This window comes from Streptomyces chartreusis, assembly GCF_008704715.1.
GTDB classification, from domain to species: Bacteria; Actinomycetota; Actinomycetes; order Streptomycetales; family Streptomycetaceae; genus Streptomyces; species Streptomyces chartreusis.
In genome coordinates this window covers 2,430,674-2,443,068 of sequence record NZ_CP023689.1, presented here as the reverse complement: position 1 = coordinate 2,443,068, position 12,395 = coordinate 2,430,674, and the positions used below count along the sequence as shown (strand labels likewise).

At 72.9% G+C, this 12,395-nt stretch carries 12 protein-coding genes; 8 read left to right on the top strand and 4 right to left on the bottom strand.

What is annotated here, in order from left to right:
* Positions 1-2: 2 nt before the first annotated feature.
* Together CP983_RS10245 and zapE are read right to left on the bottom strand one after the other, a co-directional pair.
* The gene (locus tag CP983_RS10245) at positions 3-407 is read right to left on the bottom strand and encodes a hypothetical protein (RefSeq protein ID WP_150499380.1); all 405 of its coding nucleotides are present in this window, start codon (positions 405-407) and stop codon (positions 3-5) included.
* Between the two features lie 193 nt (positions 408-600).
* Entirely contained in the window at positions 601-1,710 is a 1,110-nt protein-coding gene (gene zapE, locus CP983_RS10240) for a cell division protein ZapE (RefSeq protein WP_125528591.1), read from the bottom strand.
* Positions 1,711-1,747: 37 nt separating this feature from the next.
* Here zapE and CP983_RS10230 point away from each other — a divergent pair, with 37 nt between their 5' ends.
* From CP983_RS10230 to CP983_RS10210, 5 genes are all read left to right on the top strand, one after another.
* The gene (locus CP983_RS10230; RefSeq protein WP_373309794.1) at positions 1,748-2,680 is read left to right on the top strand and encodes a pyrimidine reductase family protein; all 933 of its coding nucleotides are present in this window, start codon (positions 1,748-1,750) and stop codon (positions 2,678-2,680) included.
* Positions 2,681-2,850: 170 nt separating this feature from the next.
* Positions 2,851-3,306, top strand: coding sequence for an indole-3-glycerol phosphate synthase (locus CP983_RS10225; RefSeq protein ID WP_107907666.1), 456 nt, complete (start codon positions 2,851-2,853; stop codon positions 3,304-3,306).
* A gap of 182 nt (positions 3,307-3,488) precedes the next feature.
* Positions 3,489-4,877, top strand: coding sequence for a UDP-N-acetylmuramate--L-alanine ligase (murC, locus tag CP983_RS10220; protein WP_150499379.1), 1,389 nt, complete (start codon positions 3,489-3,491; stop codon positions 4,875-4,877).
* Positions 4,878-4,890: 13 nt separating this feature from the next.
* Complete coding sequence (gene msrB / locus CP983_RS10215) at positions 4,891-5,298, top strand: peptide-methionine (R)-S-oxide reductase MsrB (RefSeq protein ID WP_107907668.1); 408 nt, start codon at positions 4,891-4,893, stop codon at positions 5,296-5,298.
* Between the two features lie 181 nt (positions 5,299-5,479).
* Positions 5,480-6,226 (top strand): PP2C family protein-serine/threonine phosphatase, encoded by a 747-nt coding sequence (locus tag CP983_RS10210; RefSeq protein WP_150499378.1) that lies wholly within the window; start codon positions 5,480-5,482, stop codon positions 6,224-6,226.
* A gap of 25 nt (positions 6,227-6,251) precedes the next feature.
* Here CP983_RS10210 and CP983_RS10205 read toward each other — a convergent pair whose 3' ends face one another.
* Positions 6,252-7,340 (bottom strand): lysylphosphatidylglycerol synthase transmembrane domain-containing protein, encoded by a 1,089-nt coding sequence (locus tag CP983_RS10205; protein ID WP_229914686.1) that lies wholly within the window; start codon positions 7,338-7,340, stop codon positions 6,252-6,254.
* Positions 7,341-7,794: 454 nt separating this feature from the next.
* Between CP983_RS10205 and CP983_RS10200 the strand changes: the two genes are divergently transcribed.
* On the top strand, positions 7,795-9,294 hold the full coding sequence (locus CP983_RS10200; RefSeq protein ID WP_150499377.1) for a glycoside hydrolase family 3 N-terminal domain-containing protein: 1,500 nt from the start codon (positions 7,795-7,797) through the stop codon (positions 9,292-9,294).
* Positions 9,295-9,357: 63 nt separating this feature from the next.
* Positions 9,358-10,431, top strand: a complete 1,074-nt coding sequence (locus CP983_RS10195; protein ID WP_229914685.1) for an N-acetylglucosamine kinase — start codon at positions 9,358-9,360, stop codon at positions 10,429-10,431.
* A 65-nt stretch (positions 10,432-10,496) separates the two neighbouring features.
* Here the strand turns inward: CP983_RS10195 and CP983_RS10190 are convergent, their stop codons facing one another.
* Entirely contained in the window at positions 10,497-11,378 is an 882-nt protein-coding gene (locus CP983_RS10190; protein WP_150499375.1) for a MurR/RpiR family transcriptional regulator, read from the bottom strand.
* Between the two features lie 188 nt (positions 11,379-11,566).
* Here CP983_RS10190 and CP983_RS10185 point away from each other — a divergent pair, with 188 nt between their 5' ends.
* Positions 11,567-12,331: a sugar isomerase domain-containing protein gene (locus tag CP983_RS10185; protein WP_150499374.1), complete on the top strand. Its 765-nt coding sequence runs from the start codon at positions 11,567-11,569 to the stop codon at positions 12,329-12,331.
* Positions 12,332-12,395: the final 64 nt, after the last annotated feature.

The following is a 12,395-nucleotide window of genomic DNA, read 5'->3' as shown; positions in this document are numbered from 1 at the left end:
TCTCAGCAGCGAAAGACCTGGAGCGCGGCCGGGGTGTGCGACGCCGACGGTCTCGACGTGCGGTGCTGCGCGGAGCCGGGTATGGCGGGCGCGTGCGCGGCGGCGGGGTCCCGCTTCAGGGGCGGTCGGTCGGGCGTCGTGGGCCCGCAGTCGGCGAGGCGTGAACGGTCCCGGGTGCGCAGTGGGCCGGTCGGGTCTCCATCACCCGACGGTGCGCACTCGCGGGACATGAGGGTTTCGTCGCGCAGCGCCTTCCCGGAGAGCTTGATTCCGGGGAGGGCTTTGGCCTCGGCCTGACTGACCGTATGCGCGTGTGCGAAGGAAGCGCCGGGTGCGAAGAACTGGAGGGCGAGCAGGACGGCGGCGAGGGTCGACATCACGGTCCTGGCCGTCGTACCTCGGAACATGCGCCTCCCTCCAGACGGTCCACACCTCATGCGCAGACCAACGCTTGGTCAATCGTTGGTCAAGAAACACATTAGCCCGGCAAAGTTGTTTGCAGGGTTAACTTAACGTTTCAACCTGAAGAGAGCCTGAAATGCGCGGGTGGCATGGCCGGAACCTCCCCCTGAACAGGGGGAGTTGAGGGGCGGTCGGACGTCAGGCGGTGACGAGGCCCTTGGCGTCGCGCGCGAGCGCGGTGAGTCGCGAGATGGCGCGGAAGTACTTCTTGCGGTAGCCGCCCTTCAGCATCTCCTCGCTGAAGAGCCGATCGAAGGGCAACCCCGAGGCCAGGACCGGGACTTCACGGTCGTAGAGCCGGTCGGCGAGCACCACCAGCCGCAGGGCGGTGGACTGGTCCTCGATCGGCTGCACATCGGTGAGGCAGACGGCCTTCAGGTCGTCGGTCAACGCACCGTAGCGACTGGGGTGGACGCGGGCGAGGTGCTCCAGCAGATGCGGGAAGTCGTCGAGGGAGGCGCCCTCGGTGGCGTACGCCGCCTTCGTCACCTGCTCGTCGGAGTACGGCGCCGGAGCCTCGGGCAGACCGCGGTGGCGGTAGTCCTCGCCGTCGATGCGCAGGGCGCGGAAGTGTGCCGACAGGCCCTGGATCTCGCGCAGGAAGTCGGCCGCCGCGAAGCGGCCCTCGCCCAGCTTGCCGGGCAGCGTGTTGGAGGTGGCGGCGAGCGCCACGCCCGCGTCGACGAGCTTGCCGAGCAGGGTGGAGACGAGGACGGTGTCGCCCGGGTCGTCGAGCTCGAACTCGTCGATGCACAGCAGACGGTGACCGGAGAGGGTCTGCACGGTCTGCTGGAAGCCGAGGGCGCCGACGAGGTTGGTCAGCTCGACGAACGTGCCGAACGCCTTCAGGGACGGCTCGGCCGGGGTGGCGTGCCAGAGGGAGGCGAGCAGATGGGTCTTGCCGACGCCGTAGCCGCCGTCGAGGTAGACGCCGCGAGGGCCCGCCGGGGTCCTGGGGGCCTTGGACCGGCCGAAGCCGAGGAAGCCGCGCTTGGCCTTGCCCGCGCCGCTCGCGTGGGCTCCGCCGAGCCCGCCGGCGAAGTCCTCCAGGACGCCGACCGCCTCGGTCTGGCTGGGCTGGTTCGGGTCCGGGATGTAGGTGCTGAAGCGGACCGAGTCGAAGCGGGGCGGCGGCACCATCTCGGCGACCAGGCGGTCCGCGGGCACATGCGGCTCACGGGTGCACAGGGACAGCGGGCTCGCTTCGGCTATCGCGCTCGGCTTGGACGCGGCTGTGGAGGACGACACGGGTCACCATGGTAAGCGCCGTGCCACACTCCTTGACATGCGACGCCTGTTCCCTGTGACCGATGAAACAGCAGCGAGGGCCTCCGGCGGTTCGGCCGGGGAAGACGGGGGTGGAGCTGCCGGAGGTGCGCTCGCGTCCGGTGGGTCCGGCGGTGTTCCTGACGGGTCCGGGGGCGTGCCTGGTGGGCCCGGTGGTGTTCCCGGTGGGTCCGGCGGCCTTCCCGGTGGTGATCTCGTCGACCGGGAGTGGAGCCTCGCCGAGCTCGGTCTGGCCTACGCCTATCCGGAGCCCGGTCCCGGGGAGCCGCAGCCCTGGCTGCGGGCCAACATGGTGTCCACGCTGGACGGCGCGGCCCAGCACGACGGGCGTTCGCAGCCCATCTCCACCGCGACCGACATGCGCATCTTCGGCACGCTGCGGGCGCTGGCGGACGTCGTGATCGTCGGTGCCGAAACGGTACGGCAGGAGGGGTACCGCCCGGCACGCGCGCGTGCGGAGTTCGCCGGGGCGAGGGAGGCGGCCGGTCAGGGGCCCGCGCCCGCCATCGCGGTCATCAGCGCGAGCCTCGACCTGGACTTCGGCCTGCCGCTGTTCACCTCGCCCTCGGTGCCCACGCTGATCCTGACCGGTGCCGCCGCGGCCCCCGACCGGATGGCGGCGGCGGAGAAGGCCGGCGCCCGCGTGGTGATCGCCGGTGACGGCGTCGGTGTGGACCCCGTTCGCGTCGTCCAGGCCCTCGCCGAACTCGGGCACACCCGGCTGCTGACGGAGGGCGGGCCGCGGCTGCTCGGCCAGCTGGTGGCCTCCGGCGTCCTCGACGAGCTGTGTCTGACGATCTCCCCGATGCTCACCGCGGGCGACGCCCAGCGCATCGCCGGCGGGCCCTCGGTGGCGGTCCCGAAACGATTCGAGCTGGTGTCCCTGTTGGAGGAGGAGGGTTTTCTGTTCAGCCGCTACCGGCGGACGTGAGGTTAGGTCGGCTCGGAAATGGGTTCTAGGGATGCCGTGATCCTTAAAACGGCGGAATCCACCGTTCCGTTTAGCTTCCGCCGGGCACACTAAATCTCGCAGTCCCCGTGCCGGGCACGGGGCAGGATGGTTTCCGCAGAAGGGGCGCCCCGGTGTTCACAAGCGTTTTGATGATCGAGAAGGCCCTGACGTCCGCCGACGTGGAGTTCGTCACCACCTTGCACGGTGACGAAGAGGTCGCCTTCCATGTGCTGCTCCAGCCGCGCGGCGAGCAGGCCGACAGGCTGTTGCGCGCCATCGACGACATCGCGCTCGGCGAGCTGGACGAGGCGGTCCGGGAGGGGGAGACCCCGGAGGGGAAAGAGGCACTGAGCACGGGGGAGCGGGCGCTGGAGGTGTCGCTCACGGCGCTGCGCACGGCCGGGGCGGAGGCCGGCGGGCGACTGCTGGAGGACCATCCGCTGGACGCGCTCAGGGCCGTGGTGGACGAGGTCGGCGCCGACGAGGTGATCGTGCTGACCGACCCGCACTACGTGGAGGAGTTCTTCCACCGCGACTGGGCCTCGAGAGCCCGGCACAAGGTCGGCGTGCCGGTGCTGAAGCTGTTCTCGCACAGCAAGGCGTAGCGGCTCACCGGGAGCGCCGTGAGGGGCCAGGGGGAATTGCCGGGTGCCGGTCGCCGGTGGCTGGTCGCGCAGTTCCCCGCGCCCCTGGGTGGGCACCGGTCCCGGTGTCCCATGCGCGGGGAGAGCCCCCTCACCCAATAGGCTGGGGCCTCACCGTCGTACGCAATCCTGGGAGAACACGCATGGCACCCGGCATTCCCACCGCCATGGACCGACCGCACTTCATCGGCATCGGCGGGGCCGGGATGTCGGGGATCGCGAAGATTCTCGCCCAGCGCGGGGCCGCGGTGGCCGGCAGCGACGCCAAGGAGTCGGCGACCGCGGACGCGCTGCGGGCGCTCGGCGTGACCGTGCACATCGGGCACGCGGCGGAGCACCTCGCCGACGACGCGAGCTGTGTCGTGGTGTCGTCGGCCATCCGGCAGGACAACCCCGAGCTGGCCCGCGCCGCCGAGCTGGGCATCCCGGTGGTGCACCGCTCCGACGCGCTCGCCGCGCTGATGGGCGGCCTGCGTCCGATCGCCGTCGCCGGTACCCACGGCAAGACGACCACCACGTCGATGCTGGCGGTCTCCCTGACCGAGCTGGGCCTCAAGCCGTCGTACGCCATCGGCGGCGACCTGGACGCCCCCGGCTCGAACGCCCTGCACGGCGACGGCGACATCTTCGTCGCCGAGGCGGACGAGTCGGACCGCAGCTTCCACAAGTACGCCCCCGAAGTCGCCATCGTCCTGAACGTGGAGCTCGACCACCACGCGAACTACGCGTCGATGGACGAGATCTACGAGTCCTTCGTGACGTTCGCCGACCGCATCGTCGAGGGCGGGACGCTGGTGATCTCGGCGGACCAGGACGGGGCGCGCGAGCTGACCCGGCAGGTCGCCGGGACCGTGCGGACGGTGACGTACGGCGAGGCCGAGGACGCCGACGTACGCGTGCTGTCCATCGTGGCGCAGGGCCTGAAGAGCCAGGTCACCGTCGTCCTGGACGGTCAGGAGCTCACCTTCACGGTCTCCGTCCCGGGCCGCCACTACGCCCTGAACGCGGTCGCCGCCCTCGCGGCGGGCGCGGCCCTCGGTGTCCCGGCCGCCGAGCTGGCCCCGGCGCTCGCGGCCTACACCGGTGTCAAGCGGCGCCTCCAGCTGAAGGGCGAGGTCGCGGGCGTCCAGGTCATCGACTCCTACGCCCACCACCCGACCGAGATGACCGCCGACCTGGAGGCGATGCGGGCCGCCGCCGGTGACGCCCGGATCGTGGTCGTCTACCAGCCCCACCTGTTCTCCCGTACCCAGGAGCTCGGCAAGGAGATGGGCGACGCCCTCGCTCTGGCCGACGCCTCGCTGGTCCTGGACATCTACCCGGCCCGCGAGGACCCGATCCCCGGCATCACCAGCGAGCTGATCATCGAGGCGGCCCGGGCGGCCGGGGCCGAGGTGACGGCGGTGCCGGACAAGGGCGAGGTGCCCTCGCTCGTCGCGGGAATGGCGAAGCCCGGTGATCTCGTTCTCACCATGGGCGCGGGCGATGTCACCGACCTCGGCCCGCTCATCCTGGACCGCCTGTCGAAGTGAGGGGCACACACTCATGTCGTACGACGTCGAAAAGCCGGACGAGCAGTGGCGCGCGGAGCTGACTCCGGCCGAGTACGCCGTCCTGCGCCAGGCCGGCACGGAGCCCGCCTTCACCGGTGAGTACACCAACACCAAGGAGAAGGGCGTCTACTCCTGCCGGGCCTGCGGCGCGGAACTCTTCACCTCCACCACCAAGTTCGAGTCGCACTGCGGCTGGCCGTCCTTCTACGACCCGAAGGACTCCGACGCGGTCGAGCTGATCGAGGACCGCTCGCACGGAATGGTCCGCACCGAGGTGCGGTGCGCCAACTGCGGATCCCACCTCGGACACGTCTTCGAGGGCGAGGGCTACGCCACGCCGACCGACCAGCGTTACTGCATCAACAGCATCTCGCTGCGGATGACGCCGGACGAGTCCTGACCGAAGGCCCGCCGCCCTCAGCCACGAGTGCCCGGGGCGACACCGCCCCGGGCATCCCGGCCGGTGTCACGTCCGGGTGCGCTGGCACGGGTGAGGCGGGTGTTCCTAGACTCGTAAGCCGGGAGCCGGGGCGGCGGGCCGGTCCGGCGTCGGGATCCGTGCGGGAGGGCGGTGGCGGCCTGTGGCCTACGTGGCTGTGAGTGCGATCAGTCATCCCGGACTGCTGCGCGAACGGAACGAGGACAGCCTCGTCGTCGGGCCGTGGACGCTGTGCGGCACGGTGACCGAGAATCCGCAGACCCTGGTATTCCCGCTCGGCACGCCCCTCGTCGTGGCCGTCGCCGACGGGCTCGGCGGGCATCCCGGCGGCGAGGTGGCCAGCTCCCTGGTCGCCCGGCAGCTCGCGGCCCTGGGGCCCGCCCTGACCAGCGAGGTCGCCGTGCGTGACGCCGTGAACGCCTGCAACCGCGCCGTGTACCAGGCGGCCGGCGGTGACGAGGAGACCGCGCTCACCGCCATGGGCACGACCGTCGCCGGCCTCGTCGTGCAGGCCGACTCGGTGCTGGTGTTCAACGTGGGCGACAGCCAGGTCTTCGCGGCCGGCGGCGACGGGCTGCGCCAGGTGAGCGTCGACGACAACCCGCCGCACCCGCCCGGCCGGACCGTCTCCCTGGTCACCCAGTGCCTGGGCGGCTCGCCCACCTACCGGGCCGTCCAGCCCCACGTCACCTCCGAGACCCCGGCGCCCGACGAGCGGTACCTGATCTGCTCGGACGGCCTCACGGACCCGGTGCCCACGGACGTCCTCGACGAGATCCTCGCCGAGCACGACGACGGCCGGGCGGCCTTCGAGCTGTGGAAGGCCGCGATCGAGGCCGGCGGGCCCGACAACATCACCGTGGCAGTGGTGCGGATCGGGCAGGAGTAGCGGCGCCTTCCTCGCGCCCCGGCGGTCAGAGGATCTTGCGCTGGACCATGATCGAGAGCACCAGTGCGCCGGGCAGCAGCGGCACCCAGACCGTCAGCACGCGGTACCCGATCACCGTCGCCGCGGCCAGGCCCATCGGCGCACCGAAGGTGACCATCGTGAACACCAGGGCCGCGTCCACGGGGCCGATCCCGCCGGGCGCGGGCACGGCGCCGACCGCCGTGCTCGCGAGGAGGAGCGCCAGGGTCACCTGCGTCCAGGACAGCGGCAGCCCCAGCGCGAAGCCGACCGAGGCGATCACGCTCGCCTGGAGCAGCGGGGTCGCCGCGGCGCCGCCCCAGAGCGCGAGCACGCGGCTCGGGCGGGTGTGCAGGATGCGCGCGTCGGACAGGGCGGTGCGTACGAAGCCGAGGAGGGGGCGGCGCAGCGCTCGTACGGTCGTCATGAGTACGGCCGCCGTGACCAGGGCCGTCACGACGCCCGCGGCGACCAGGACCCATGTCCGCCGGTCCGGAACGAGTTCGCCCAGGTGCAGCAGTTCGGGGAACGCCACGAGGAAGCCGAACAGCACGACCGTCTTCGCGACCGGCTTGGCGAGCGAGTACAGGGCGAGCGACGCGGTGCCCCGGGCCAGCGGTATGCCCTGGCTCTGCAGGAAGCGCAGAGTGACGGCGTGGGCGCCGATGGACGCCGGCAGGACCTGGTTGGCGGCGCCCGCCGCGAACTGCGACGCCAGCAGCAGGCCCGGCGGCAGGCGGTCGGGTATCGCCCCTTGGCGGACGACGGCGGCGCACACCCAGCCCATGCAGGTGAAGAAGAGGCCGGCCAGCAGCCACCAGGGATCGGCGGAGGCGAGCCGGGCGGCGCCGTCACGGACGGTGTGCCAGTCGGCCGCCGCCCATGCCCCGATGAGCACGAGCGGGAGCAGCGTCAGCGCGTGACGGGCGAGGCGCGCCGGGGCGATGGGGGAGTCGGCGGGCGTGAGCGGGGAGTGGGTGCCCGCCTCGGCCGGGGCGGCCGAGGCGGCGGGGACGGTCGTCAGGGCGGCGACTGCGGGGACCGGGCAGGTGGGCAGCGGTCCGGGGAGATCGCTGAGCGGGAGCGAGGAGGACACGGCGCGGTCGTCCTTCCGCGTCGCACCCGCGCGGACGCGGGCGGACGGCTAGAGGGCGAGGGCAGGAGGGGACGACGGCAACGTGCCCTTCCGGTGTGAAGCGATGGTGTCCGGCAGCCGACGGGGTGTCGGCGGATGAGCGACGTGACCGGGGGCATCGCGCCGCTGTGTGCGTGGAGGGGCGGGTGGTGCTGGTGGGGCGGGAAGGACGTCGCGTGGTCCGACCTGCGCAGAGGCGGGGCAGGTGAGTACCTGCATACGTACATCCCCGCCCTCACCGCATCCAATGCCCGCCGGTGCTCCAGCCCAGGAACCGGCGTGCCCCGCCCTCCGCCGCGCCGTCCGCCCGGAAGCTGCCGCCCGGTGCTCTGCTGTTGAGCTGCACGCCGAGGGGCTGAATCAGTCATCCACCGGAAGGTTGACTTTCGGCTGACCGAGCCAGAGCATTACGGGGGTGAGCCCTTTCGAGCACACATCCCTCGGGTCGACCGCACTGCCGGTCGACCTGGACGAAGCCGCCCACCGCTGCCTTGTCGCCGGGTTCGAAGGCGCCACGACCGTCCCTGACCCGCTCAAGGAACTCATCGACCGCGGCCTCGGCGGCGTCATCCTCTTCACTCGCAACATACGCGACGCCGAGCAGGTGCGCCGCCTCACGGACGAGCTGCGCGCGATACGCCCCGACCTCGTCGTAGCCATCGACAACGAGGGCGGCGGCATCGGCCACCTCGGTACGGTCGGCGCCCCGCAGGCCCCCGGCTCCTATGCCCTCGGCGTCGTCGACGACCCGAACCTCACCGCCCGCTGCGCCGACGAGATCGCCGCGCACCAGGCCGCCCTCGGCATCACCGCCTCCTACGCCCCCGTCGCCGACCTCCAGCACCGGCCGGACAACCCGATCGTGCGCACCCGCTCCTTCGGCGCCGACCCCGAGTCGGCCGCCCGGCATCTGCGCGCCTGGATCACCGCGACCGAGGCCCGCGGAGTCGCGTCCTGCGCCAAGCACTTCCCCGGCCACGGCGGCACCGTCACCGACAGCCACCACGGAGTGGCGGTCGATCCGCGGCCGTACGACGAGCTCCGGGCCGACCTCGAACCGTTCCGCGCGGCCGTCGCCGCGGGCGTGCCGATGCTGATGAGCGCCCATGTCGTCTTCCCGGCCCTGGACCCGAACCGTCCCGCCACGCTCAGCCGGCGCATCCTGGGCGATCTGCTCCGCCGCGACCTCGGCTTCGACGGCGTCCTCGTCGGCGACGCGCTGGAGATGAAGGCCATCGCCGACGAGTACGGCGCGGCGGCCGGCGCCCGGATCGCGCTCGCCGCCGGAGCGGACCAAGTGGTCGTCTCCGCGGGGGACTTGGACCTCACCCTGGACTGCCGGGACGCCGTACTCGACGCGCTGCGGACCGGAGCGCTGGCGCCCGAGCGGGTCGAGGAGGCGGCAGGGCGGGTACGACGGCTCGCCGCGCGGTACGCGACCCCGCCCACCGCCACGACCGTCCCCGCCCCGGTGTCCGAGGTCGCCGGCGTCGGACTCGACGCCGCGCGCCGGGCCGTACGGAGCCGGGGAGTGCCGCCCGCCGTGCGCGGGGCCCATGTCGTCGACCTGTTCCCACCGCCGCACCCCGTCCTCAACTGGGGCGGCGAGGACCTGCTCACCGAGGTGCGCGCCGTCGACCCCACGGCCACGGGGACCGCGGTGACCGGTGAGTGCGCGGACCCGGACGACCTGGTCGAGGGGATCGTGCGCCGCTGCGGTGCCGCCCCGCTGGTCGTGGCCACCTGCGACGCCGGGCTGCACCCCTGGCAAGTGCGCCTGCGTGACGCCCTGTTGGGCCGACGGCCGGACGCGGTGCGGGTGGACACGGGCCTGCCGGAGGGCGGCGCGCTGCACTCGTACGGGCGGGGGAGGGCCAATCTGCGGGCGGTGGCCGAGGTGCTGGCGGGGGTCTGACGGGCGGTGGCCGGGGCGGCCGTACGGCCTCGGTCGTGCGATCGAGGCCGTGAGGTCGTGATGATGAGTGATGTGAACCGAGACTCGGGCGGGTCGGCGCCGGCCTACGTCGTCGGCCTGGACGCCGGTGGCACCCGTACGCGCGCCGTCCTGGCACCCGTCGGCGGCGGCGAGCCCGAGGGCGAGGGTGTCTCCGGGCCCGGCAATGCCCTGACCGTCCCCGGGGCGCAGCTCGTCGAGCATCTCGTCGAGGCCCTCGCGCGAGCCGTGCCGGATGAGCTGCGCGGTCATGTCGTGGCCGTGGCGGGCGGGTTCGCGGGGGCCTCGCGCACCGCACCGGACGAGCCGGGGCGGGTCAAGGCGTACGCCGCGCTCACCGTGGCGCTGAGCAGGCTGGGCATCGGCACCGGCCCGGTCGAGATCCACGGCGACATCGAGGTGGCGTTCGCCGCGGCGTCCGGCTGCCCCGCCGACGGGCTCGCGCTGGTGGCCGGCACCGGAGCGGTCGCCGGACGCATCGACGGGCGTGCCTGCACCGAGACCGTCGCCGGCGACGGCTGGCTGCTCGGCGACGACGGCGGCGGCTTCTGGATCGGGCGCGAGGCGGTACGGGCGGCGCTGCGCATGGCGGACGGCCGGGGCGCGCCCACGGCGCTCGGCGCCTCGGTCGGGCGGGCGTTGGATGTACCCGAGGACGTCCTGCCGCCGGAGGCTCCCGGCCCGTACGACGTCGAGTCCTGGACCCGGGCCCGGCGCGAGGCCTACCGCATGCACCTGCTCCCCGCCGCCATGGACCGCCCGCCCGTGCGGCTGGCCGACCTCGCACCGCTGGCCGCCGAGGCCGCCCGGCACCGGGATCCGGTCGCCGAGGGGATCCTCGCCACGGCCGCCGACCACCTCACCGACACCGTCCGCGCCCTCGCCCCGCGCTCCGGCGAACGGATCGTCGCGACCGGCTCCCTCCTCGGCCCTGACGGCCCGCTCACCGACCTCCTCACGGCCCGCTTCCGGCCCCTCGGGCTCACGCTCGACTGGGTGAGGGACGGCTGCCGGGGCGCGGTGGCGCTCGCCCGGCTCACTGCCGAAGAGGCCGAGGCGCCCGGAAGGGCGAACACGCCGCACCGCCCCGGCACTTGAAGGCGCCCGAGTCGACGGTCACCGCACGGCTCGCCGGTGCTTCCTCCGTGCCGCACCGGCCGCGCTCAGCGCGAGCGCCGGGACTTCACCGTGTGCTGCGGGCCGATGTGGTCCGTCAGCGCCAGCGAGGCGCTCGCGCGCTGGTACGAGAGCTGGGCGACCCGGACGTAGAGGCAGTCGATCAGGACCAGGATCGAGTGCCGGCCGCCGATGCCGGTGAGGAAGCCGGTCTCCGAGGCGGTCGAGATGAGCCGGATGCCGGCGGCCTTCGCGAGCGCCGAGCGCGGGTCGGAGGTGATCGCCACGGTCGTGGCGCCGCGCTCCTTGGCCAGCTCCAGCGGCTCGACCGTCTCCCGGGTGGCCCCGGAGTGCGAGATGCCGATGGCCACGTCCGCCGGGGTGAGCAGGGCGGCGGAGGTGGCGGCGCCGTGCACCTCGGTCCAGCCGCGCACCGCGCAGCCGATCCGGAACAGCCGCGTCTCGGTCTCCAGCGCCACCGCGCCGCTGCCGCCGACCCCGTACACATCGATCCGGCGGGCCCGTGCCGCCGCCTGCGCGGCCCGCTCGATCGCGTCCAGGTCGATGCGGTCGATGGTCTGCTGCACCGCGCGCAGGTCCGTGCTGCCCACGACCTGCACGACCCGCTCCAGGGAGTCGTCGGGGGAGATCTCCGGGCCGATCTCGGCGGTGCCCCAGTCGGAGACCTGGCCGCGCCCGCGCTCCTGGGCCAGCTCGATCAGCAGATGCTGGTAGGAGTCGAGGCCGATGGCGCGGCAGAAACGGGTCACCGTCGCCTGCGAGGTGCCGGTGCGGCGGCCCAGTTCTGCGGCCGAGCAGTGGGTGACGGCGGCCGGATCCTCCAGGATCAGCTCGCCGACCTTCCGCAGGGAGCCGGCCAGCCTGGGCAGCTCGGTGCGGATCAGGGTCGTGACGTCCGTCGGAGGCATGAATCGAAGGTATCAGCCACCGTATGTCCCACCGTTTGAATACCAGGACCGAACCGGCCGTTGCGTCGGCCGCCGGAGGGACGGCTCATTGCCCGTACCGCCGGTGTGTGATTCAGTGATTCACCGATGCGGTATCGCAGGGTGGTTTCATCCAGCGGTGTCATTCCGTCGTGGGGAGTGAGTGACGCGTGTCCGACGATTCCGTCAGTGCCCGGCGCTTCGCGCGCGAGAGCATGGCCGTCCTCGACCGGCTGACCGGGTCCGCACAGAACGAGGTGGCCCGCGCCGCCGAGCTGATCGCCGACTGCGTCCGCGCGGACGGTGTGATCCAGGCCTTCGGCACCGGCCACTCGCAGGCCACCGTCCTGGAGATCGCGGGCCGGGCCGGCGGGCTCGTGCCGACGAACCGGCTGAGCATCGCCGACCTCGTCCTCTACGGCGGTGAGCCCCCGAGCGCGCTGGACGACCCGCTCCTGGAGCGCCGCGCCGGGGTCGCCGCCCGGCTCTACGAACTGGCCGCACCCCGCCCCCAGGACCTCTTCGTCGTGATCTCCAACTCCGGCGTCAACAGCGTCGTCGTGGAGATGGCCCTGCACGCCAAGGAGCGCGGCCACCGCCTCCTCGCCATCACCTCCCTCGCCCACACCCGAGCGGTCCCCGCAGGCCACCCGAGCGGCCGGAAGCTCGCCGACCTCGCGGACGTCGTCCTCGACAACGCAGCCCCGCGCGGCGACGCGCTGATGGAGTTGCCCGGCGGAGGCGCGGTGTGCGCGCTGTCGACCCTGACCGGCGTCCTGCTCGTGCAGATGGCCGTGGCCGAGGCGTCCGCGCTACTCATCGCCGCCGGGGAGCGTCCGCCCGTGTACGTCTCCGCCAACGTGCCCGGCGGGTTCGAGGGAAACCTGGAGCTGGAGAAGCGGTACGCCGGCCGCATCAGGCGCACCGCGAGCTGATCGGCCCCGGGTGGTCGGTGCGGCCGCCTCGACCCAGGGGTGAATGGATCCACCGAAAGAAACT